Raw genomic sequence first — 22,867 nt, forward strand, 5'->3', positions numbered from 1 at the left:
CCGCTCAGACCGTCAGGTGCCGTTTGAGGACGGCGATCAGCTCGTCCGTGTCCACGGGTTTGGTGACGTAGTCGTTCGCGCCAGAGGCGATGCTCTTCTCGCGGTCTCCCGGCATCGCCTTCGCCGTGACGGCGACGATCGGCAGCCGGGCGTGCTCGGGCATCGCCCGAATCGTCGCGGTCGCCGTGTAACCGTCCATTTCGGGCATCATGATGTCCATCAGGACCAGGTCGATGCCCGGATGCGTGGCCACCCGCTCGACACCCTTGCGGCCGTCTTCGGCGTGCAGCACCTGCAGACCGTGCAGTTCCAGGATTCCGGTCAGGGCGTAGACGTTGCGTGGGTCGTCGTCGACGATCAGCACGGTGCGGCCGTGGAGGGTGATGTCGACGTCCTGAGAATGAACCGCCGCCGGTTTCTCACCTGGGGGGACCAGCGGTAGTACCGCCCCCGGCTCCTCCGCCGAAAGGTGCAGAGCGATCCGTTCGCGCAGTTCGTCCAGGCCGGAAAGTACTTCGAGCGAGAGGGTCTCGGCTCTTGCCTGCAGAAGCTGTTCTTGTTCCTGCTCGAGACGTCTGCTGTTGTGGACCAGGATCGGCACCGTCCGCAGCGCGCTGTCGCCCTGCATGGCGTCGAGGAAGGTGAAGGAGGTCCCTTCCCGCAGATCGAGGTCGAGAACGACACAGTGGTAGGCGTCGGTGGCGAGCGCGGCCGCCGCTTCCTCCGTGCCTGCCGCGGTCACGACCTCGACGTCGGCGGTCACCACCCCGAAGTCCCTGCTGTCGGCCAGATCGCCGGCGGCGCTTTCGGCGACGAGGGTCAGCAAGCCGCGTTGACGTCCTTCGACCACGAGCAACCGCCGGTGCGTCCGGGGCGGCGGTTCTCGAACGACCGCCTTGGCGGCCGATTCCGAATCGAGGGCAGGCCGCACCGCGAAGTCCGGTCGAGCGACCGGGAGATAGAAGGTGAACGTACTGCCCTCACCGAGAGTGCTCTCCGCGGTGAGGTGACCACCGAGTAACTGCGCGATCTCCCGGCTGATCGACAACCCGAGGCCGGTTCCGCCGTATTTGCGGCTGGTGGTGCCGTCGGCCTGCTGGAACGCGCCGAAGATCGATTCGAGCTGGTGTTCCGCGATCCCGATACCCGTGTCGACGACCCGGAAGGCGACCGCGGGCCCGTTCGTACGCATGGACGGAGGCAGCTCTTCGATCCCGACCGGCGCGATGTGCAGCTCGATCCCGCCCGTGCTGGTGAACTTCACGGCGTTGGAGAGGAGATTCCGCAGTACTTGCCGGAGGCGGGAATCGTCGGTCAGCACCTGGGCGGGGGAGTCCTGGCCGACGACGATCCGGAAGTCGAGATGACGCTGCGAGGTCATCGGCCGGAAGGTCGCTTCGACGTAGTCCAGCAGTTGACGCAAGGGGATCTGCTCCGGCGTGACGTCCATCTTCCCCGCCTCGACCTTGGACAGGTCGAGGATGTCGTTGATCAACTGCAGCAGATCCGAACCCGCCGAGTGGATGATGCCCGCGTACTCCACCTGCTTGGAGGTGAGGTTGCGGGTCGGATTCTGGGCCAGGAGCTGCGCGAGGATCAACAGGCTGTTGAGCGGGGTCCGGAGTTCGTGGCTCATGTTGGCCAGGAACTCCGACTTGTACTTCGACGCCAGCGTCAGCTGGTGGGCGCGGGTCTCGAGTTCTTGGCGGGCCTGCTCGATTTCGAGGTTCTTCGTCTCGATGTCGCGGTTCTGGGTGGCCAGCAACGCGGCCTTCTCTTCCAGCTCGGCGTTGGAACGTTGCAGTTCTTCTTGCTGTGACTGCAATTCCTCCGAACGCGTCTGGAGTTCGGCGGTCAGTCGCTGCGATTCGTCGAGCAGTTCGTCCGTACGCGCGTTGGCGACGATGCTGTTGACGTTGACGCCGATCTGTTCCATCAGCAGTTCGAGGAAGGCCCGGTGCACCGCGGTGAAACCGTGGATCGAGGCCAGCTCGATCACCCCGAGGACCTGGTCTTCCACCACGATCGGAAGAACGATCAGGTTCGCCGGTCTTGTCTTCCCCAGCCCGGAGGAGATGGCGACATAGTCCTCCGGGACGTCGTCGACCATGATCGGGCGACGGCTGCGTGCCGCCTGTCCGACCAGTGATTGACCGATCCGGAAGCGCACCACCGGGCCTTCGCCGGCGTCGGGATGCCCGTAGGCGCCGACGAGTCGCAGTTCCGGCGTTTCCGTCGTCTCGTCGGCGAGATAGAAAGCGCCGTACTGTGCGGCGACCAACGGGACCAGCTCGTCCATCACCGCGGCCGCGACCACGGCGAGGTCGCGGCGCCCCTGCATCAGGCCGGTGATGGTGGCCAGGTTCGACTTCAGCCAGTCCTGCTCCTGGTTCGCCCGCGTGGTCTCGCGCAGCGACTCCACCATCGAGTTGATGTTGTCCTTGAGTTCGGCGACCTCGCCGGAGGCGTCCACGGTGATCGAGCGGGTGAGGTCGCCTTCCGCGACCGCGCTGGTGACCTTGGCGATCGCCCTGACCTGCCGGGTGAGGTTCCCGGCGAGTTCGTTGACGTTCTCCGTGAGGCGTTTCCAGGTGCCCGAAACGCCTTCGACTTCGGCCTGCCCACCAAGCCGTCCCTCACTGCCGACTTCGCGCGCGACGCGGGTGACTTCGGCGGCGAACGCGGACAGCTGGTCGACCATCGTGTTGATGGTGGTCTTGAGTTCGAGGATCTCGCCGCGCGCGTCGACGTCGATCTTGCGGGTCAGGTCGCCCTGTGCGACGGCGGTGGTCACCTGGGCGATGTTGCGGACCTGGCCGGTGAGGTTGTTCGCCATCGAGTTGACGTTGTCGGTGAGGTCCTTCCAGGTGCCCGCGACGTTCGGCACGCGGGCCTGTCCGCCGAGGATGCCCTCGGTGCCGACCTCGCGGGCCACGCGGGTGACCTCGTCCGCGAAGGCCGAGAGCGTGTCGACCATCGTGTTGATGACGTCGGCCAGCGCCGCGACCTCGCCCTTGGCCTCGACGGTGATCTTGCGGGACAGGTCACCTCGCGCGACCGCCGTGGCGACCTGTGCGATCGAGCGCACCTGACCGGTCAGGTTGGACGCCATCACGTTGACGTTGTCGGTCAGGTCCTTCCAAGTTCCCGAGACACCCCGGACGGTCGCCTGCCCGCCGAGGTTTCCCTCGGTGCCGACCTCGCGGGCGACGCGGGTGACCTCGTCGGCGAAGGCGGACAGCTGGTCGACCATCGTGTTGATGGTGTCCTTGAGTTCCAGGATCTCGCCGCGCGCGTCGACCCGGATCTTCTGCGACAGGTCCCCGCGGGCCACCGCGGTGGTGACCTCGGCGATCGAGCGGACCTGCGCCGTCAGGTTGTCCGCCATGAAGTTCACGGAGTCGGTGAGGTCTCGCCAGGTGCCGGAGACGCCCTTGACGTCGGCTTGGCCGCCGAGTCGTCCTTCGGTGCCGACTTCGCGGGCGACGCGGGTGACTTCGTCGGCGAAGGCGGATAGCTGGCCCACCATGGTGTTCAGCGTGTCTTTGAGTTCCAGTACCTCGCCACGAGCCGTCACGTTGATCTTCTGCGACAGATCGCCCTTGGCGACCGCGGTGGCGACCTGGGCGATGTTGCGGACCTGGTCGGTGAGGTTGCCCGCCATGAAGTTCACGGAGTCGGTGAGGTCTCGCCAGGTGCCGGAGACGCCCTTGACGTCGGCTTGGCCGCCGAGTCGTCCTTCGGTGCCGACTTCGCGGGCGACGCGGGTGACCTCGTCGGCGAACGAGGACAGCTGGTCGACCATCGTGTTGATGGTGTTCTTGAGTTCGAGGATCTCCCCGCGCGCGTCCACCGTGATCTTCTGCGACAGATCGCCCTTGGCGACCGCGGTCGTCACCTGCGCCACATTCCGGACCTGGTCGGTGAGGTTGCCCGCCATGAAGTTCACCGAGTCGGTGAGATCGCGCCAGACACCGCCGACGCCCGGCACCTCCGCCTGGCCGCCCAGCCGCCCCTCACTGCCGACCTCGCGGGCGACGCGGGTGACCTCGTCGGCGAACGAGGACAGCTGGTCCACCATGGTGTTCACGGTGTCCTTGAGTTCGAGGATCTCGCCGCGCGCGTCGACGTCGATCTTCTGCGACAGATCACCCCGTGCCACCGCCGTCGCCACCTGGGCGATGTCCCGCACCTGGGTGGTGAGGTTTCCCGCCATCGCGTTCACCGAGTCGGTGAGGTCCTTCCAGGTACCGGACACCCCCGGAACCTTCGCCTGGCCGCCGAGTTGCCCCTCGCTGCCGACCTCCCGTGCGACACGGGTGACCTCCGAGGTGAACAGGGACAACTGGTCCGCCATCCCGTTGAACACGGTGGCGATGTCGCCCAGCAGACCGTCGGCACCGTCCGGCAACCTGATGCCGAAGTCCCCGTCCCGGACCGCAGTCAGCCCGGCCAGGAGCTGGCGCAGCTCTTCTTCTCCGGCACGACTCATCGTCGCAGCTGCCGACCCGCCCATCCGTCACCACGTCTCTTCATTTGTAGCGTCGAGGAAAAGAACCAACTAACCAGCTGAAGCGCACGGGCGGGAAGGAACGACCCGGGCGTTCCCGAGCATAGCGAAGTTGTACTAGGCTATGCCGCAACGGTTGAGCAGCCAGCCGCATCCCGCCGAGCGAGACGCCGCAGTGCTCCCCATCAGCCGTTTCCCTGACGCACTAACGTGAACCGCGCTCCGGCCGAGAAGGCGCGTCCGCGCCCCATCGGCGGCATAGGGCTGTTTTGTCGCGTCAATTTTCCGAAGCGAATTCCTCGCAGTGTGATCGATTTCTCGTGAAAAGAGGAATTCCCCTTTTCCGGGCCGGCTGTCAGTGGTGGGCCAGCGGCCAGGAGACGCTGACGGTGGTGCCGGCCGAGGTGGTGGTCACCGAGGATTTCGGCGCGAAGGTGGCGATGATCGGCACTCCGCGGCCACCGCCCGGACGATGACCTTCTCGCCAGCTGCCGGTATCGGCGACGGTGATCGTGATCCAGCCCGCCGCGCGCACCGCGGTGACCGTCATGAGGTTGTCGGTTCCGCCCGCATAGGCATGCCGGATGACGTTCGTCATGGCCTCATACGCGGTGAGCTTGACGTCCTCGGCCAGCTCGGCGGACAGACCTTGAGCACGGGCCCACTCGGCGAGCACGTTCCTTAGGCGGGCGGCCTGGGCCGATACCGCGGAGACCTCGTGGGCCAGTTCAAAGGCTGAGGAATCGGCTGACATCTCTGGCGTACTCCTGTCACCTGCCGAACTGACCGCTGCCCTCCGGGTGTTCCCGGGCTTCCCGAGAGGTTGAGACCACTTTAGCGGACCATGAAAACGTCCCCGACTGCTCACGAAGGTTCTTCAAGAGCTACGCGAGCATCTGGTCTCCAGGCGAGCAATACCCGCGATCGTGTTACGCCCAGACGCCGTTTACCCACGCCGTGGTCACCGATTCGAGTGAATTGGTATCGCGCCTATTGACTGCACCGCTTTCGTGGCACTCAGTGAATTGTCGCTGGTCAGCTTCGACTCGGCGTTCGCAGGAGCGGAGGCGTGTCGGCATCGGCGAATTTTCGGGCCAGGGGTGCCGGATAGCGGCCACGCGTCGTAATTATGATTCGCTCGCGACATCGGAGTGCTGATGTCGGAGACGAACAGAATCGACGAGTAATCGGAGTCAGACGCTGTGATGGACGCGGGTGGCCAGACGATCGACACGGTGCGTGCCGGTCGGGTTCTGGCTCGGACGCTCATCCTGGTGGGCGGTGTGGTCGCGGCTACCGCCGTGGCATGGATCGCAGGCGATGTCACCGCGGGGGCCGATACCCCGATCGCCGACGGGCCGAGCGCTCCGACGGCCGCGGCGACCCGTTTTCGGTTGCCTGATCCTGTATTCGCGGTAGCGAGCCGAACCCCGCACGTGGTCGCGGAAGCGCTCATCGGACGCGCCGCCGCTTCGACGAAACACCTTGAGGACGCGGCGAGTCCCGCAGCGAGTGAGGTCGCCGCCGACGCCGGGACAGTTCGCCATGCGGCCGCGTCGCTTGACGTATCCACTTCGCGGCAGCCGATCGATGCCAGACGCGGCCGCGTCGAAGTCGCGACTTTTCCCCGTGCTCTGCCGGTATCGAATCCGGACGGCACCTTTTTAGTCCTGGCCTCCTGGAGTGGGGCAGGCGACGCCATTGCTTTTCCGTCGTCGAGTCGGCACAAGGTCCTCGATGATCATTCACCTCCGGCGCCGCACCCGCGCGAAACCGGTCACCTGGCGGGGGAGCCGGATCCACCGCGGTCGCCGTTGTCGGCATGTGGAACCTCGCCAAGTCTCGCCGTGGCATGCGGCGGTGAGCACAGGAGTTGCGCTGTCGTACTCGGCTGCGCGGCAAGGACCATTCGAATTTCTTTGGCCTACGGCGAATTCGGGCACGAGGCTGCACAGGCCGCAGTGATCCGGCCCGATGCCACGCCTGGCTGACCGTCCACGAGTTCGGCGGTCGATCTTCAGTTCTCTTTCCCTGTGGTGGATTTGCCCACTACACCTGTCAACGGGCCGCCACGAACGTTTCCTGTTCAAGAACAAGGAGTATTTGTCATGCAAAATTGGGTGAAGTACCTCCTGCGCACCACGCTGGCCAGTGGTGGCCTGTTGATGCTGGGGACGGGTGTCGCCTCGGCGACCGAGAACGTCAACCCCGATCTGCCTGCCTCCGCGCTGGACCAGCACATCGTCACCCCCGCGGTGAGCGGATCGACCGAGGCCCTGCGGCAAGCGCGGCCGCTGGAACAGCTGGACACGGCGAACCAGGATTCACTGCGGCCCGCCATCGCGACGGTGACGACCGATGTCCCGGCCGCGGTGCCTCCGACCACGACACCGGTCGGGCCGATCTACCCGGACCCGGACCTGACCAGCGTGCTGGATGCCGTCGAACCCGCTGTTCTGCCGGTTCTCTCGCGCGTGGAGCACGCGCAGGACTCGCTTCCGGTGAACGGGACTGTCTCCGCCGATTCGCTCGACGTCGGTACGGGGACTCGCGTTACCACTCTCCACGCTGATACTCCGGACATCGCAACCCCCCGCGAAGCCTTGAGCCGCGTCTCGACACCCGACCTCGGAGGGCTCGCCACGCTGGCCCAAAAGGTGCCCCTGCTCGACAGCGGCCAGACCTCGACCGGCCTTGTCGCGCCTTCGCTGACGGACGCGCCCGTCTTGGCGGCGGTGCGGCAAGTCGCCGACTCGGCGGGGACCCTGCTGCGCAAGTAGCGGCGAGGTTCGATCGTGGCCGGGGCCCGGGTGTGCCGGGCCCCGGCAGGCGCTCGTGGGTCAGGCCGCGGAACTTCCCGGTCTACGAGTATTCGCGCAGCGTCGCTACGGCAAGTCAAATACGAAGAGGTTGTGTGCTCATTTTGTGGTCGCACATGCGAGTAAGGGTAACGCCGTGACAGCGATCTTGATCTGTGACAGCCGAGGCAAAGTACGGGACGCGGTCAGCCGGGTCGTGTCCACACTTCCCGGCGTCGGCCAGATCGACTGCGTGGCAACGACCGAGGAGTTGCTGGTCAGGTATTCCCAACGGCCTGCCGATCTGGTCCTTGTCGGTCTGGAGCGCACTGCGCCGACCGGCGTGGAGGCGGTTCGACGGCTCGTCGCCGCGCACGGCCGGGCCAACGTCCTGGTCTTCGGGGTCGCCAACGATCCTCGTGTGGTGGCGGGCGCGATCATCGGCGGCGCCCGGGGTTACGTTCGCTGGGACTCGGCCTGGCCGGCGGTCGTCGCCGCCCTCACCGACACCCTCAGCAGCATTTCGGTACCCGCGCCGCGTCAGCCGTCGTCTCTCGGCGTCCAGCTGACAGGTCGTGAACTACAGGTCCTCACCGGGATGAGCCAAGGCAAACGCAACGGTGAGATCGGTCGTGAACTGCACCTGGCCGAAGACACGGTGAAGACCCACGCGCAGCGGCTGTTCAAGAAGCTCGGGGCGCAAGACCGGGCCCAAGCCGTCGCCCACGGTTTCCGTCGAGGTGTCTTGATCTGACACCACACGAATGCATGAAATCAGACAATACGGGTAACAGCGAGTATGGCTGAAGGTCGAGTAGCGGTGTTCGCGCCGTCTCCGCAGTTGACGGTGACGGTGGAAGAGATCGAGGGCGTGCCCGATGTCCACGTGCACGCGGGCGGGCAGGGGGTGTGGCAGTCGCGGATGATCGACGCTCTGGGCGCGCGGGCGGTGGTGTGCTGCGCGCTGGGCGGTGAGACCGGTCAGGTGCTGCGGCACCTGATCGGTGTCGACGTCGAGGTCCGCGAGGTGGCCGCGCGTAACGGCGCCTACGTGCACGATCGACGGGACGGTCACCGCGACGAAGTCGTACGGATGCCCGCCGACGCGCTGACCCGGCACGAGCTGGACGATCTCTACGAACTGATGCTGGTCCAGGGGCTACGTGCGGACGTCGCCATCCTCAGCGGCCCCGCCGAAGACGATGTCCCGGTGCCACATTCGGTATACGAGCGGCTTACCCGTGACCTCGGTTCCCAGGGCACGCAGGTGGTGGTGGATCTGTCCGGGGAACGGCTTGCCAGGGCGCTCGACGGTGGCCCGGCGGTGATCAAGATCAGCCACGAAGAAATGGTCGGCGACGGCCTGGCCGAGTCCGACTCGCTGGACGACCTCGCGGCCGGATGCCGCAAGCTGGCGTCCTGTGGCGCTCGCGTGGTCGTGGTGTCCCGTGCGGCCGAGGAGACGCTCGCCCTTCTCGAGGATCGGCTGGTCCTGGTGAAGTCCCCCGAATTGACGCCCGTGGACACCCGCGGCGGCGGCGACTCGATGACCGCCGGGCTCGCCGTCGGCCTCGCGCAGGGCCGTTCACTGGAGGAGGCGCTGAAGCTCGGGGCGGCCGCGGGAGCGGTCAACGTGACCCGGCACGGCCTCGGTTCGGGTAATGACGAAGCGGTACGGGAACTGACCGAACGTGTGCGGTTGACGCCGTGGGAGGGCTCCTGATGCGTGCGCTGATCACCAACGACGACGGGATCGAGTCACCGGGTCTCGCCGCCCTCGTGCGCGGTGCCGTGGAGCACGGCTGGACCGTTGTGGTCGCCGCGCCCGCCGCGGAGGCCAGCGGTACGAGCGCGGGCCTGACCGGAGCCGGGGAGAAGGGGCGGGTCACAGCCGAACGGCGAGAGCTACCCGGTTTACCTGGTGTGCCGGCGCACGCCGTCACCGCACATCCCGGTCTGATCGTGCTGGCAGCCGCCCAGGGAGCGTTCGGCGAGCCACCGGACATCGTCCTGTCCGGGGTGAACCGCGGGGCGAATGTCGGCCGCGCGGTCCTGCATTCCGGCACCGTGGGCGCGGCGCTGACCGCGTCGATCAACGGCGCGCGGGCGCTCGCGGTCTCCCTTGACGTCGGTTTGGATCCAGGTCCGGAACCACACTGGGACGCCGCGGTCACCGTCGCCGCGACGCTGTTCGACAGGCTCACGGCGCTGCCGGCGGGCGCTGTCCTCAACCTCAACGTTCCCGACCGCGCCGAGACGGACACCCCCAAGTCCGCCGGGCTGGCCGAGTTCGGCGCGGTGCGCAGCCACATCCAGGACGGCGAAGACGGCACGTTCACTCTCACCGCTGTGACCGTCGACGGAGACCTGGCACCCGACAGCGACGCTCGCCTGCTCGCCGACGGCTATCCGACGGTGACCGCGCTTCGCTCCGTCTCCGAGGACCCTGACCTGCGCCTGTGATCGTTCACGTCCCCTCAGGTGCTCGACGCGTCGGGGCAGTCCCGATCCCTGCGTAATCTGAGCATCGTTCGGGTTTGGCGGGTGTCCGGTTCGGGAAGCACACGATCATGTCGAGTTCACTGGGTGAGGAAGCTGCCGTGTCGGAGGGGCAACACCGGCGCAGGCGCTGGATTGCCGGTCACGCCGGAGTGATGACGGTTGTTCCGGCTGTGGTCTTTGGCGGGCTGGGTGTGTGGTACGGCTCCACCGCGGATGCCGAAGTGAGTTGGTTGGACCCGGTGCTGGGTGGTGTCATCGGGGTGGTGTTCGGCGCGCTGTTCGGTTTCGGGTTGTCGATGGAGGCTCGAGAGCCGAAGCCGAAGGGTGTGCGCCGAGTACTGGTCGTTGTCGGGCTGGTGTTCTGCGCCGCGGTGGGTCTCGGTATGCGGTACCTGCGCTACCAGACGTGACCTCGGGAGTCCTTCTGTATCTGAGTTGCCGGTGCAGCCTGGTGTCACTGGGGGGAAAGGCGCCGCAGAGCCACGGGCCTGGTCAACGGATCGCGGCTACGGCTCGTTGCGGGTGATCTCCCCGCAACGAGCCGTAGCGCGCGGCTCACTCGCGCAGAACCGGCAAGCGGCAACGTCGCCCAGCCCGCTCGGTCCGGGCATCGGCGGCTCAGTTGGGTGCGAGCGCGCGATCATTCGTCGCTAGGTGCGAGCGCGGATATCCGAAGTGGATCCCGGCACCGCCTGCCGATCGAGGCCGTCCTGGTCTTTTGTGGCTGCCGCCAGCGACATGAGCGTCTCGGCGGTCAGAGTACGGACACGGTCCGCCATGGCGGAGGCTTCGTGCAGGGTGAACAGCCCGTGGTGGGTGGCGTGGTGGATAGCGGTCAGCGCGCGCCGGCTGAACAGCAGCACGGCGTCGGCCGAACGGAAAGAGACGGTCTCCGCCGCGGCGGAAACCGATGACTGTGGCATGACGTCGGTCATCGTGCGTCCTCCCGCGGTCGGGACTGACTCGGCGCGGCGGCCTGGGGTGAAGCAATGCCAGGGCGGTCGCAGCCCTGCCGACGCAAAGCCGAGAAGGCATCGTGTAGCCGTGAGATCACCGTGGCCTCCGGGATTCCGATCTGCTCGGCGACTTCCGACGGCGTCCGACCGCGAACGTAAACCAGGACAAGGGTCTCGCGGGACTCGAGGGGAACCGCGGCCAGCAGGTGAGTACACGCCCACTGCTCGACGAGTCCGGCGACGCACTCGGAAGACACGGTTCGCGGTAGTTGTTCTGATGCCCCGTCACCGGTCGGAGTGTTGTCGATCTGGTCGAGCGCGTACCTGCGTGCCGTGGTCATCAAGAGAGTGAACGGGTCGCCGTCGCCGGGTCCATAGTGGGGCGCTGTGCGCCAAAGGTGCAGGTACACCTCACAGGTGACGTCTTCGGCCGCGCCCGCTTCAGTCAGGATGCTGCGAACAAGCCTGAAGACGCTTTGAGAGGTGCGGTCGTACAGTTCGGCGAAGGCGGCGGTATCGCCGTGCCCTGCTCGCTGCAGCAGTCTCCGGCAGAGTGCTGGATTGTCGGTGTCGGTCACCAGGCCGCTCCCAAGTGGACGGGAAGACTCACACCGCCGGGGACTGGGGCAGCCCTTGTGCCACTGGATTACCCCGGCACTCAGTCGGCAAACACGTCGCCACTCTGGGCAGACCAGGTATCGGTTCGGGTGAGAGGCGGCGCAAAGAGCGCACACGCGAAACGATGCACGATCGATTCATGGTTCGGAAACCCCTGGTGCGAGCACTGTTAAAAATCCCTCGACGGAGTATGCTGATGGTGCGTGGGCTCCGGACCCAGCTTCGCGTGACTGACGCCAATGTCCGCCTCCGCACTGTCCACGCTTTGCGACGTGCGGCCTGGCGACGCGCTACCGCGAGGCTTTCGCATGCTGTGCAGGGTCCCGTTCGCAGGTTGCTCGTCGTCCCGCTTTCCGGGAGATCCTCATGACCTCTCCGTTCCAGTCATCGGTGCGGCTCGATCACGACCATGCCGCTACGGTCCTCGAGGCCACGGCCTCCGGTGACCGCCTTGGTTTCTACGCCCAGCCCTTCGTGTACCGGCGGACGCAAGTTGTCGGGCACGTTTACTCCGCCGACCTGCTGATCCTCGCTGTGTCCGGCGAATTGGACGTGACCACCTCGCCGCTGCTGCAACGGAAGCTGAACCAGCCTTTGCCCGCCTGCACCGTGATCGACCTGTCCGGGGTGACGTTCCTCGGCGCCGCGGGGCTGGGCGTGCTCGAGACTGCCTGCGCCCGAACTCGAGCCGAGCGTCGCCGGATGGGTCTGGTCACCGCCACGTCATCGGTGCTGCGGATCTTGCGGCTGTTCGCCCTCGATGTACGGGTGCCGGTCTATCCGCGGCTGTCCGATGCGGTACGAGAAGTGGCACTGCAGCACCCCGTTTACGACCCCGGGCCGAGTTCGTGATCAGGGGAGTCCGCGCTGGGCAAGACGAAGGAACTTCCCCCATCGCGTGGCGGAAGTCCTCTGAATTCCCGCCACCGCAAGATAAATTCCCTTGACGAACGACACGGCACCGGTACAGTCGATCGACTGCCGGGGAGTTGGCCCATCGGCGCGGATCGCCGCGCCGATGGGCGGAGACCACGGTTCGCTGGGCACCGAAGTGCGCGGGTGGGATGCCGCGTCGGAGTCGTGGTCTCCGACGAGTCCGTAGACGGGCTCAGAGTTCTGACGTGATGAGGAACGTGTAGTGCCCGTTGACGTCTTTGCGGACATCGAGGACCTTGTCGGTAAGGCGGACCCTGGTCTCCCTGGCGAGGAACACCTGAGTGCCCGCGGTCGCGATAATGTCGTCACCCTGGGCAGGCCGGGCGGCGACTTCGACATCCAGCTTCGCCCCGTCTTCGGGGAGACCGTCCAGGGTCAGGCGCAGGCCGCCGTCGGACTGCACGTTCTCCGCCTGCACCAGTTTGGTGATCGCCTCGATGGCGGACTCGGTCACCGTGAACATCAATGATCCCGTCTGTCGTCGGATTTCGAACCGGTGGGGGCGGGTTCAGGATCGTTGTCCTATTTCGCCGAGGCGCTGAAAATCCGGATGAGACTGTCCTCGGTGTCCTTGCCGACCTTCTCGAACACGACCTTGGCGATGGGGGCCGCCAGTTTCGCCGCGCCATGGAATTCGATGGTGGCGTGGTAGGTCAGCTTCGCCGTTCCGCTCTTCGCGCCGATGGTGACGGTGATGTCGTCGGTCGACGTCGCGGTGTCGTTCTTTCCCACGAAGACGACCCTGCCTGGCTCGAGCCGGGTCAATTCGTAGGTCAGTTCCGTTTCGATGCCGCCGATCTTGGACGTGTTGTGCCATCGAGCGCCGGCGGCGATCGGTCCGGGGCTGATCTGCTCGCAGGCTACGGTCCCCGGATCCCATTCGACGGCACGAGAGAAATCGCGCAGATAGTCCACGACGGCATCCGGGGACGTGTCGACGGTGAAACTCCGGGTGACCTCGACCATCTTGGTTCTCCTTGCTGTGGAGTGGTTCGGACCTTGCTGTGACGACGGTGTTCAGCCGTGTTCTGCAGCCTGTTTGATACCGGAAAGGGTTTCGGTCAGTCCGCGATCGACCTGGTCTCCTTCGGTGCGTTCGGTGTGCAACTCGACGACGAGAGTGGCGTTTTGCGCGGTGTCACCGGGGCCGATGTGCAACTCACCGTGATAGTCGTGAGGACCGGTGGCGCCCCATTCCAGCCGCTTGCCGTCTTCGATCACGTTGACCCAGGCCTCTCCTTCCACCTTCCGGTCGGGAGCGTCGTCCGGGGAGATCTGAGCGGTGACCTCGACCTTGTTTCCGTCGGTGGGCTCGGCGGAGGTCAAGCGAGGCATGTACTTCGGAAGATTGCGTACGTCGGAGAGGTAGGCGAACAAACGCGCCGGCGTGACGTCGACCGTGATCGATTTCTGGTAGTCACCCATGGGTACCGTCCTTGCTGGGGGTTTGCATCGGTCTGGCATCGATTGACGGGCGGATACCCCTCGGCGGTGATCTCACACATCGCACCTCTTGCCGCGTTGAATCGATTGTGCAACGCTATGAAAGACCGAGTTGTCGATCTCGGCACGCGGCGCGCCGGTGGACGGCGCGACCGATCCGGCTCGCGTCACCGCCCCGGTCCATGGCGGAACCCGCCCGGTAAAACCATGCATCGAGGAGGCCGGTCGACATGCATTTGTCTTCGCGAGGGCCGTCATGGCCGACGTGAGCCGGTTGCCCCGCCCGATCACGACGCTCGGGGATTGGCAGATCGACGCCGCGTGCCGCGAACTGGACAGCGACATGTTCTTTCATCCGGAATACGAACGCGGCGCGGCCGCCGGCGGCCGCGCCAATCGCGCCAAGGCGGTCTGTTTCCGTTGCCCGGTCATCCAGTCGTGTCGCACTTATGCCTTGGCAGTACGGGAGCCTTACGGCGTCTGGGGCGGCCTGACGGTCGCCGAACGAGCAGTGGTCCTCAGCCGTCGGGGCGGTTCGGCGGCGACCGCCTGATCGCGGAAGCGACAGCCCGTTTGCCGCCGACGGGCGAGGGTATGCCGTCCGTGGTCGGCCTCGTCCGCGGTCGCCTGAAAGCACGAACCCGGGAGTCGACATCAAAGCATTGACATGGCAAGGAAACGAAAAGGTTCAGGTTACCGAGGTGCCGGACCCCCGCATCGAGGAGCCGACCGACGCGATCATCAAGGTCACCTCGACCGCGATCTGTGGCTCGGACCTGCACCTCTACGGTGTGCTGGGCCCGTACCTCAAGCCGGGTGACGTCCTCGGTCACGAGGCGATGGGCATCGTCGAAGAAGTGGGTTCCGACGCCGCCGGTCATCTGTCGGTGGGGGACCGCGTGGTGGTGCCGTTCAACATCTCTTGCGGTCACTGCTGGATGTGCGGCCGCGGCCTGTTCGCGCAGTGCGAGACGACGCAGGTCCGCGATCAGGGCAAAGGCGCGAGCCTCTTCGGGTACACCTCCCTCTACGGCTCCGTGCCGGGCGGACAGGCCGAGTACCTCCGCGTGCCGCAAGCCCAGTTCGGGCCGATCGTCGTCCCGGAGGGCACGCCGGACGAGCGGTTCCTGTTCCTCTCCGACATCCTGCCGACCGCGTGGCAAGCCGTCCGCTACGCCGACGTGCCACCCGGCGGCACGGTGGCGGTCCTCGGCCTCGGCCCGGTCGGGCAGTTCGCCGTCCGCATCGCCGCCCACCTCGGGGCCGGCCGGATCATCGGGGTCGACCGGGTACCGGAACGGCTCGCGCTCGCCGCGCGATACGGGGCCGAACCCGTCAACCTCGATCACGTCGACGACGTCGCCGCCGCGTTGATCGACCTGGTCGACGGCCGCGGTCCGGACGCCACCATCGACGCCGTCGGGATGGAAGCCCACGGCGGACGACTCGTCGCCGCCGCGCAGAAGGCCATGGGCCTCCTCCCGGACGCGCTCGCCCAGAAGGTGACCGACAAGCTGGCCGTCGACCGGCTCGACGCTCTGCACGCGGCCGTGAAGGGGGTGCGACGGGGTGGGACGGCGTCGATCTCCGGCGTGTATGGCGGCGAGGTCGACGCGATGCCGATGATGGAGATGTTCGACCGGGGCATTCAATTGCGCATGGGCCAGGCCCACGTGCGGCTGTGGACCGATGAGATCCTGCCGCTCCTGCTCGACCCGGCCGACCCGCTCGGCGCATTGGACCTCACCACGCATCACCTTCCCCTCGCTGACGCCGCGCGCGGCTACGAGATGTTCCGGGACAAGCTCGACGGCTGCGTCAAGGTGGTGCTCAACCCTTGACCGGTCGGGTCGTGATCATCGTCGGTGCCAGCAGCGGGATCGGGCTGGCCGCCGCGATCGCCTTCGCCGCCCGCGATGACGACCTGGTGCTGGTCTCGCGCAGCGCCGACGCGCTCAAAGCCGCGGAAACGGCGTGCCGGGACGCGGGGAGCGGTGAAGTCGACGCCGTTGTCGAAGACATCGGCGATCCGGCCGCCGCCGAGCGGATCGTCGCGCGGACGCTGGACCGGCACGGCCGCATCGACGTCGTCGTGCACACCGCGACGGTGATGGCTTACGGCACTGTCGAGGCGATGCCGGCGGATGTGTTCACCGCCGTCGTCGACACCGCGGTACACGGCACTGTCCACTTGAGCCGCGCGGTTCTCCCGGTACTGCGCAGACAGCGCACGGGCACGTTCATCGGGGTCAACTCATTGCTCGGCTCGGTCACCGTCCCGCAGATGGGTGCCTACGCGGCGTCGAAATGGGGACAGCGCGCAGTGCTGCGCACCCTGCAACAAGAGACGCGGGACGAACCCGGGGTCCACGTCTGCGTCGTGAGTCCCGGAAGTATCAATACCCCGATCTACTACCAGGCCGCCAACTACTCCGGCCGGGTCGTCCGGCCACCGTGGCCGGTCCTCGCCCCGGAACGGGTGGGCGCGGCGATCGTCCGGCTGGCCGACCGGCCGCGCGGACACGTGTCCGTCGCGGTCGGACCGGGCAATCCGATGGTCATCGCCGGATTCCGGCTCCTGCCGATGCTCTACGACAGGCTGGTCGGCCCGCTGTTCCGGCTGGCCGCGCTCAGCCGCGGGCACTCGAAGCCCACCGCGGGCAACGTACACCGGCCGGTGCCCGCGCGTGAACGCGTACACGGGCACTGGCCGGAGCCTCACTGACCGATGCTTCAGGGATCGCGCTGGGGGAGCGGCTCGACGGCAGGTCCTTCGAGAACTGCTCCGTCGACGTCGAATCGAGAGCCGTGGCAGGGGCAGTCCCAGCTGCGTTCGGCCCCGTTGAAGCGCAGAAGGCAACCCAGGTGGGTGCACCGTAGCGAGACCGCGTGCAGGGCCCCCGACTGATCCCGGTACACGCCCTTCTTGCCGGTTCCGTCACGGCATACCCGTGCCTCATCGATCGGGACCTCGGCCGTGTCGTGTCCGTCCACCGGGGAAAACCGGTCTCCGACAAGGTCTTTGGCGGTCTTCGTGTTCTGCTGAACCAGCGCGGGAACGTTCCGGAGACTGAGGCGATGCGGGGAGAACAGGGCGGCGTGCGGATTTCCGGCACCGCTGATGCGATCGGCGAGGACCTCGGCGCCGATCGTGGCCATGGCGAGGCCCCATTTGGCGAATCCTGTCGCGACCCAAAGTCGCGAAGCTCCCGGCAAATAGGAGCCGACCATGGGCAAGTCGTCGTAGGCGTGTGGATCCTGCGCTGACCAGCGGTGGGTTACTTCGGTGACGTCGAAGTACTTCTGGGCGAAGTCGGTGAGGGCGGTATAACGCTCGAAGTCGATGCCGCGGTCTCCGACCGGATGACTCTGGCCTCCGAGGATGAGGTGTTCGCCGTGACGGCTGAAGGAGTAAGACGGACTTCCCGCACTGATCGACAAGTCTTCAGGCAGGGCCTCGTCACGCAGGCGCATCGCGACGCAATAGGACCTTTCGGCGTCGAGCCGGGCGAAGAACAGGCCGCGATCCAGGATCGGATAGTGGGTCGCCACCACGATGTGCTCGGCCCGGACGGTTCCGCCGGCGGTCCTGGCCTCGAACGGCATGGTGTTGGACACGCTCAGGACCCTGCTGTGTTCGAACAACCGGCCACCCTCGGCGACGAACGCGGCAGCGAGCCCCCGCAGGTATTTCACCGGATGCAGGACGAGTTGACCGGGCAGGCGGACGGCGCCGTAGGTGGGAAAGGGCAGATCCAACTCCTCGGCCCACTCCACGGGGAGGCCGGCTTTTCCCGCCGCGTCGGCTTCGGAACGGACGGTGTCGCGTTCGGCCTCGGTCAAGGCGAAGGTCGCCGCCGGAGCGCGCCGCAAGTCGCAGCTGAGCGGTTCGGCCAATGTGGACAGGAGTTCCACACCGGCTGTGGCGGCCGACGCGTAGCCTGCCGCGGTCGCGGCGCTGTGGGACTTGGTCAAGGTCGAGTACTTTGTGGACTGCAGCGCCGTCACCTTCGCGGTGTTGTTGCCGCTCGCCCCGCTACCGACGGTTTCGGCCTCGACGAGTGCGACTTCGAAGCCGCGACGCAGGAGCAGAAGGGCGGTGGTGAGGCCGGCGATCCCGCCTCCGATGACGACCACGTGGCTGGTGTGCCTGCCGGAAAGCACTTCGGACGCCGTGGCCGGAACGTCTTGCGACCACAATGATGGGTTGGCCGTAGCCCGAGTGGCCATCGTGACACCTTCCTCTCTTGTCCTTCGGCGCATACCCGGCCCGCCGGGATCGAAACGACGCGCCGGCGCCCGGCGGCCGGCTCGATCAAAGACGTCCGAGGTCGGCGAGGACGGCGGTGGCGGCCCGCTGACCAGACACCAGCGCACCCTGGACGGAAGGCGTGTCGCGGTGGTCGCCGCAGACGTAGCGGCCGTCACCGACGCGCACCGGACGTCGTAACGGGGCGCCGGCGGGGAAGACCGGCAGAGCTCGTGGCAGCGCGTAAGCGCGTAAGAGTTCCCAAGCGCTCGTGTCGGTTCGATAGAGGAAAGCCAGGCGTTCCCGTACCTGTGCTTCCAGGTGCGTGTCGGCTCGGTCGGGCACCGAGGCGGCGATGAGAGCCGAGCCCTCTGGCGCGTATTCCGGGGCTACTTCGCTGATGACCGCGGTGTTGATCAGCAGGCCACTGGTGCCGTCGACGAGCAGAGTGGGCGAACGCAGGGGAGGCGCGCTCGCCCGGTAATAGAAGGTCGTGACCGCGTGCCATTCCGGTGGTTCCACCCCGGGAAGCAGCTGCGAGGCGGTTTCTCCGTCGGTGGCCACCACGACGGCACGGGCGGTCAGGTGCTTGCCTGATTTCGTCCGGACACCGTCGTGGGTGACCTCGGCGACCGCGCTGTCCGTCCGGATCGTCTCGGTCGGCAGGCCGGCCGCCAGCGACCGGGGAAGAGCTTGCATTCCTTCCGAGGGCAGCGCACCGCCTCCGCGGAGAAAACTCCGCCACAGCAAGTGAAAGAGCCGGGAAGAGGTGCTCAACGCCGGATCGAGGAACACTCCCGCGAGGAACGGCCTCAGCACCTTCTCGATTGTGCTCGCCGACAGTCCCCAGCGTCGGAACTCCTCGGCTGTCGTGCGCTGGTTGTCCTTGCGGACGACCGAATCGGGCGCGAGGAAATCCCGCGAAACCAGCGCCGCCATGCGGACGCCGTCACTCGGATGACGCGCGAGGAACCGGGTCAGTCCCTCGATCGCGGGGAGGCCGTGCCACGGGCCCGCCAGCCAGCGATGGTCGGCGGTGATGGTCCCGCGCGTGAACTTCCGCAGCCGCAGTTCGTCCACGGCGACCAGACGACGGATCGCCGGATAGGCGGGGAGGAGGACCTGGAAGCCTCGATCCAGGCGGAAGCCGTCGAGCTCGTCCGTGCGCACGCGGCCGCCGACGTCGTCGGCCGCCTCGAGCACGGTGACCCGGACACCGCTCCGGTGAAGGCGGGTCGCCGCGCTCAGTCCGGCGAGGCCCGCTCCGACGACGAGGACATCGGGTGTTTCGGTCATCTGATTCTCCCGTCGGTGAGGTCCACGAACGCGACGGGCGGGTCGATAGCAGTGCGCCGCACGCCGAGCCGCACGCGGCCCGGCGTGCGGTAACTCCGTCGCCGAGCTATTCGATTCGCAACCGTTTCACACCTGGGTGGGCTTGTCCACCGACGAGGCGGGTCGTGGCTTCACCGCCTCCAGTGGGTGATCTACTGCGATTTAGGTCACAAAATGTGCCGACGGCTACGATTGTTGCCCCGGGCGAGTGTCCTTCTGTCGTCGAATGCCGTATCCGTAGAGGCGGGCGTCGGCCGGTTGTCGGACGGCGCAAAGGGAAGTGGAGAGGCACGGAGCGTGGCAACGGGGCGGTTTCCGGCCCGTGGAAACGCGGAGCAAATGGACGTCGACGAGATGAACCACCCTGCCGGACCCCGGGGTGCGGGTTCGTGGACCCCGGGCAGAGTCGCGGAACTGCTGGGTGTCTCACCGGTTACGCTGCGTACTTGGGGGGCGCGTTACGGAGTTGGACCCACGCTGAGGGCGGATGGGCGCCATCGCCGCTATTCCGATGCCGACGTGCGTCGGCTGCAGCATATGCAGCGACTCATAGACCGCGGTATGCGGGCGCGCGAAGCCGCCGGGGCGGTGTTCTCCGGCGAGGAAGACGCGATCCCCGAAATCTCGATCGGCCGGAGGGTCGAGGAGATCGAGAGCGCGGCGGAAGCGCTCGAGTTCGCGTCGCTGGCGGTGCTGTTGGACGAGACGCTCGACGCGCTCGGCCCCGCCGGGATGTGGGCCGATGTGGTGATCCCGGTCCTGCGCGACCTCGGGGGCCGCTGGCTGCGTGGCGATGTGTGCTTCGAATCGGAATGGGCGCTGACGGCCGAGGTTTCACTCGCGCTTCAGCGTTTCAGCGGCAGGTTCGCGTCCACGGCTTCCGGTCGTGTCGTGCTCCTCGCCTGCTGCCCGGAAGAGCGGCACAGTCTGCCGATGGAGGTCCTGCGGGCATCGATGGCGGAAGTCGGAATCCCCGCCGTGTTCCTCGGGCAAATGGCCCCTGCCGAGACCACTCTCGGGATGGCGTCGAGGTTGGATCCGGCCCTGACCCTGCTGTGGTCGATGTCGGTCAACACCGCCGACGACATGCTGAGCCAGCGCCTGCGGCGCCGGGGCTTCGACGTCGCCCTGGCCGGCCCTGGCTGGAAGGAACGCGCCGTCGACGACGTCCCTCGGGTCGACGAGCTGACCGACGCGCTGGATCTCGCCGCCGAAAGTGTGAAGGGCTGATTCGCCCGGCCGCCGATGCGCCGCGCCTCCGCCCGGTTGTGGCGGCGAGCCCGTTCCCGAAGCGAGTCGAATACGGATCGGTTTACCTCCGCGCTGGGCGGGTAGCCAGGGAATGCCCGCGCACGCAGGTGCGGCAACCGAACCACCACCTCAAGGAGCTGCCGCAATGAGCACCATCATCAAGTCGGTCGACGTCGAGGCCACCGTGCCGGCGGTGTACAACCAGTGGACCCAGTTCTCCGACTTCCCCCGGTTCATGGAAGGCGTCGATCAGATCGACCAGATCGACGACACGCACACGCACTGGAAGACCACCATCGGCGGGGTGACCCGTGAGTTCGACGCGACGATCACGGAGCAGCATCCCGACGAGCGAGTCGCCTGGCAGTCTGTTTCAGGCCCCAACCACGCCGGCGTGGTGACCGTCCATCGCATCGACGACGCCCACACGCGCGTCACGGTGCAGATGGACATCGATCCCGAGGGATTCGTGGAGAACGTCGCGGACAAGCTCGGCATCATCGACCGTCGCGTCCAAAGCGACCTGGACCGCTTCAAGACCTTCATCGAGAACCGGGACGGTCACGCGACCGGCTCCTGGCGCGGTGACGTCGACCGCGCGCCCCAGCAGCCGAGCTGACTTCCGCTTCCGCTTTCGCGGATCCGAGGGCAGGCGGCGGATTCCACTCCGGAGGTCCGCCGCCGCATAGCGGCCGGTTTCCCTTCGTGAGGGACATTCTCGAAGGGGGACCGGCCGCGTTCTGTCGCCCGGAATTCGCCCTATCCCTTGGAAGGCGGCATGCCGCATTTCGAAAACGCCACCGATGTCATGCTTCCAGCGAACAAGGTGTGTCTGTCGGGGCTCGTCCGGTCACGGCGACGCCAATTTCCTTCCGGTGAACAGCGCCGACAACTGGCTGCACTTCGGGTTGGGGATCGGAATGATCGCGTTGGGGCTGATCACCACTGGAATCGAGCGACGGCGCGGCGAATATCCCGAACCCGAAATCCAGCACCAGTGACCTCAGGGTCGCCGACGGTCATGGTCTCGACCACGACGTTCGCCTGGCCCAAGAAGGCCGACGGTCAGAAGCAAGACGGCCGCGCAGCCGACCAACCACCCGGGGTGAACAGCGGGCAAACGCCTCGGATGGCCGGAACGCCAGGGTTTCCACCTCCATCCGGCCGGGTAAGCCTCCCTTGTGCGGATTGTGATCACCGGTGCCACCGGCAATGTCGGGACAGCGCTGCTTCATGCCCTCGAGCCCGGTGACGACGAGGTGATCGGGGTGGCACGGAGACTCCCCGACACCACGGCCGAGCCGTATCGCGCGGCCAGCTGGTGGGCGGCGGACCTCGGGGATGACGTCGGCCGCGCGAAGCTGGCGGATCTGGTCCAAGGTGCGGACGCGGTCGTCCATCTCGCCTGGGCGATTTCGCCGGGGCGCGACGATCCGCCGATGTGGCGGACGAACGATCACGGCACCCGCAACGTGCTCGCCGCGGTGGCGGCGGCCGGGGTGCCGCATCTGGTCGTCCTGTCGTCGGTCGCCGCATACGGGGTCGCGCCGCGGTGGGACAAGGTGACCGAGGACTGGCCGTGCGAGGGGATCGCGACCAGCGCCTACAGTCGCGGGAAGGCCGCGCTGGAGGGTCTGCTCGACCGGTTCGAGGGGAACAACCCGGACATCGGGGTGGCGCGGTTGCGTCCGTGCGCGATTTTGCAGCGAGGGGCGGCGGGGGAGTTCGAGCGCTGGCTGCTCGGTCCGGCCGTGCCCGCCGGCATCGTGGGCAGGCGATGGCTGCCGATTCCACTGTGGACGGATTTGCGAGCGCAGGCGGTGCACAGTGCCGATGTCGCCGAAGCCATCCGCCTGGTGCTCGCGAGCCGCTTCACCGGAGCCGTCAATCTGGCCGCGCCCGAAGTGCTCGACGCCGACGCGCTGGCCGGTCTGCTCGGCGGGATCCGCGTCCCGGCGCCGCGATCGCTCGTCCGCGTGGCCGCGCTCGCCGCTTGGCGGGCCGGTGCCTTGCCACTGCACCCCGGCTGGCTGGATCTCGCCGACAAAGCGCCGCTCATGGACACCACGCTCGCCGAGACCGTACTGGGGTGGAATCCCCGCCACGACGCCGCGAGTGTGATCGCCGAACTGGTCGCCGGACTCCGGGCGGGTGAGGGCGCGGCGAGCCCGCCGCTCGCCCCACCGCGCGGCGACGGCCTTCTTCCCCGGCTCCGCTCGCTCGCCCGGGTGAGGCCGAGCCACCAATCGCAATCCTGACGACCTGACGA

At 67.1% G+C, this 22,867-nt stretch carries 22 protein-coding genes; 13 read left to right on the top strand and 9 right to left on the bottom strand.

From position 1 onward, the window contains the following. Positions 1–4: 4 nt before the first annotated feature. Together ACM6LU_RS14860 and ACM6LU_RS14865 are read right to left on the bottom strand one after the other, a co-directional pair. Positions 5–4,492 (bottom strand): HAMP domain-containing protein, encoded by a 4,488-nt coding sequence (locus ACM6LU_RS14860; protein ID WP_414938243.1) that lies wholly within the window; start codon positions 4,490–4,492, stop codon positions 5–7. A 373-nt stretch (positions 4,493–4,865) separates the two neighbouring features. Continuing rightward, positions 4,866–5,264, bottom strand: coding sequence for an ATP-binding protein (locus tag ACM6LU_RS14865; RefSeq protein WP_414938244.1), 399 nt, complete (start codon positions 5,262–5,264; stop codon positions 4,866–4,868). Between the two features lie 1,354 nt (positions 5,265–6,618). Between ACM6LU_RS14865 and ACM6LU_RS14870 the strand changes: the two genes are divergently transcribed. The 5 genes from ACM6LU_RS14870 to ACM6LU_RS14890 all read left to right on the top strand — a co-directional run bounded on the left by ACM6LU_RS14870 (position 6,619) and on the right by ACM6LU_RS14890 (position 10,220). Then, entirely contained in the window at positions 6,619–7,290 is a 672-nt protein-coding gene (locus ACM6LU_RS14870) for a hypothetical protein (RefSeq protein WP_414938245.1), read from the top strand. A gap of 175 nt (positions 7,291–7,465) precedes the next feature. After that, positions 7,466–8,062, top strand: a complete 597-nt coding sequence (locus ACM6LU_RS14875; protein WP_414938246.1) for a response regulator transcription factor — start codon at positions 7,466–7,468, stop codon at positions 8,060–8,062. Between the two features lie 45 nt (positions 8,063–8,107). Beyond that, a complete protein-coding gene (locus ACM6LU_RS14880; protein ID WP_414938247.1) occupies positions 8,108–9,031 on the top strand; it encodes a PfkB family carbohydrate kinase in 924 nt (307 codons plus the stop codon). Continuing rightward, positions 9,031–9,771 (top strand): 5'/3'-nucleotidase SurE, encoded by a 741-nt coding sequence (gene surE / locus ACM6LU_RS14885; protein WP_414938248.1) that lies wholly within the window; start codon positions 9,031–9,033, stop codon positions 9,769–9,771. The genes ACM6LU_RS14880 and surE overlap by 1 nt, the downstream gene beginning before the upstream one ends. 260 nt (positions 9,772–10,031) lie before the next feature. Continuing rightward, positions 10,032–10,220 carry a hypothetical protein gene (locus ACM6LU_RS14890; RefSeq protein ID WP_414938249.1) on the top strand — a complete coding sequence of 63 codons (189 nt, stop codon included), beginning with the start codon at positions 10,032–10,034 and terminating at the stop codon, positions 10,218–10,220. Between the two features lie 240 nt (positions 10,221–10,460). On the opposite strand, the gene ACM6LU_RS14895 is transcribed toward ACM6LU_RS14890, so the two are convergent. Together ACM6LU_RS14895 and ACM6LU_RS14900 are read right to left on the bottom strand one after the other, a co-directional pair. Further along, the gene (locus ACM6LU_RS14895; RefSeq protein ID WP_414938250.1) at positions 10,461–10,745 is read right to left on the bottom strand and encodes a hypothetical protein; all 285 of its coding nucleotides are present in this window, start codon (positions 10,743–10,745) and stop codon (positions 10,461–10,463) included. Further along, positions 10,742–11,344, bottom strand: a complete 603-nt coding sequence (locus ACM6LU_RS14900; protein ID WP_414938251.1) for a sigma-70 family RNA polymerase sigma factor — start codon at positions 11,342–11,344, stop codon at positions 10,742–10,744. The genes ACM6LU_RS14895 and ACM6LU_RS14900 overlap by 4 nt, the downstream gene beginning before the upstream one ends. A gap of 406 nt (positions 11,345–11,750) precedes the next feature. On the opposite strand from ACM6LU_RS14900, the gene ACM6LU_RS14905 reads away from it, so the two are divergent. Next, positions 11,751–12,236: an STAS domain-containing protein gene (locus tag ACM6LU_RS14905; protein WP_414938252.1), complete on the top strand. Its 486-nt coding sequence runs from the start codon at positions 11,751–11,753 to the stop codon at positions 12,234–12,236. A 256-nt stretch (positions 12,237–12,492) separates the two neighbouring features. On the opposite strand, the gene ACM6LU_RS14910 is transcribed toward ACM6LU_RS14905, so the two are convergent. The 3 genes from ACM6LU_RS14910 to ACM6LU_RS14920 are packed head-to-tail and all read right to left on the bottom strand — an operon-like array spanning position 12,493 to position 13,745. Continuing rightward, positions 12,493–12,783 (bottom strand): iron-sulfur cluster biosynthesis protein, encoded by a 291-nt coding sequence (locus tag ACM6LU_RS14910; RefSeq protein WP_414938253.1) that lies wholly within the window; start codon positions 12,781–12,783, stop codon positions 12,493–12,495. A 59-nt stretch (positions 12,784–12,842) separates the two neighbouring features. Then, a complete protein-coding gene (locus tag ACM6LU_RS14915; RefSeq protein WP_414938254.1) occupies positions 12,843–13,286 on the bottom strand; it encodes an SRPBCC family protein in 444 nt (147 codons plus the stop codon). A 51-nt stretch (positions 13,287–13,337) separates the two neighbouring features. Continuing rightward, the gene (locus ACM6LU_RS14920; RefSeq protein WP_414938255.1) at positions 13,338–13,745 is read right to left on the bottom strand and encodes an SRPBCC family protein; all 408 of its coding nucleotides are present in this window, start codon (positions 13,743–13,745) and stop codon (positions 13,338–13,340) included. 274 nt (positions 13,746–14,019) lie between these two features. On the opposite strand from ACM6LU_RS14920, the gene ACM6LU_RS14925 reads away from it, so the two are divergent. The 3 genes from ACM6LU_RS14925 (at position 14,020) to ACM6LU_RS14935 (ending at position 16,488) form a co-directional block, all read left to right on the top strand. Next, positions 14,020–14,316, top strand: coding sequence for a WhiB family transcriptional regulator (locus ACM6LU_RS14925; RefSeq protein ID WP_414938577.1), 297 nt, complete (start codon positions 14,020–14,022; stop codon positions 14,314–14,316). 100 nt (positions 14,317–14,416) lie between these two features. Next, on the top strand, positions 14,417–15,604 hold the full coding sequence (locus ACM6LU_RS14930; RefSeq protein WP_414938578.1) for a zinc-dependent alcohol dehydrogenase: 1,188 nt from the start codon (positions 14,417–14,419) through the stop codon (positions 15,602–15,604). Next, positions 15,601–16,488, top strand: coding sequence for an SDR family NAD(P)-dependent oxidoreductase (locus ACM6LU_RS14935; RefSeq protein ID WP_414938256.1), 888 nt, complete (start codon positions 15,601–15,603; stop codon positions 16,486–16,488). Before ACM6LU_RS14930 ends, ACM6LU_RS14935 begins: the two co-directional genes overlap by 4 nt. 8 nt (positions 16,489–16,496) lie before the next feature. Here ACM6LU_RS14935 and ACM6LU_RS14940 read toward each other — a convergent pair whose 3' ends face one another. Next, positions 16,497–17,993: an FAD-dependent oxidoreductase gene (locus ACM6LU_RS14940; RefSeq protein ID WP_414938257.1), complete on the bottom strand. Its 1,497-nt coding sequence runs from the start codon at positions 17,991–17,993 to the stop codon at positions 16,497–16,499. A gap of 85 nt (positions 17,994–18,078) precedes the next feature. After that, positions 18,079–19,308: an NAD(P)/FAD-dependent oxidoreductase gene (locus ACM6LU_RS14945; RefSeq protein ID WP_414938258.1), complete on the bottom strand. Its 1,230-nt coding sequence runs from the start codon at positions 19,306–19,308 to the stop codon at positions 18,079–18,081. A gap of 378 nt (positions 19,309–19,686) precedes the next feature. On the opposite strand from ACM6LU_RS14945, the gene ACM6LU_RS14950 reads away from it, so the two are divergent. The 4 genes from ACM6LU_RS14950 (at position 19,687) to ACM6LU_RS14965 (ending at position 22,856) form a co-directional block, all read left to right on the top strand. Further along, entirely contained in the window at positions 19,687–20,577 is an 891-nt protein-coding gene (locus ACM6LU_RS14950) for a MerR family transcriptional regulator (RefSeq protein ID WP_414938259.1), read from the top strand. Between the two features lie 166 nt (positions 20,578–20,743). Further along, on the top strand, positions 20,744–21,217 hold the full coding sequence (locus ACM6LU_RS14955; protein ID WP_414938260.1) for an SRPBCC family protein: 474 nt from the start codon (positions 20,744–20,746) through the stop codon (positions 21,215–21,217). Between the two features lie 184 nt (positions 21,218–21,401). After that, positions 21,402–21,599 (top strand): DUF4383 domain-containing protein, encoded by a 198-nt coding sequence (locus ACM6LU_RS14960; protein ID WP_414938261.1) that lies wholly within the window; start codon positions 21,402–21,404, stop codon positions 21,597–21,599. Between the two features lie 180 nt (positions 21,600–21,779). After that, positions 21,780–22,856, top strand: coding sequence for an NAD-dependent epimerase/dehydratase family protein (locus tag ACM6LU_RS14965; protein WP_414938262.1), 1,077 nt, complete (start codon positions 21,780–21,782; stop codon positions 22,854–22,856). Positions 22,857–22,867: the final 11 nt, after the last annotated feature.

The sequence above is a fragment of the Amycolatopsis sp. cmx-11-51 genome, from assembly GCF_047608665.1.
Taxonomy (GTDB): Bacteria; Actinomycetota; Actinomycetes; order Mycobacteriales; family Pseudonocardiaceae; genus Amycolatopsis.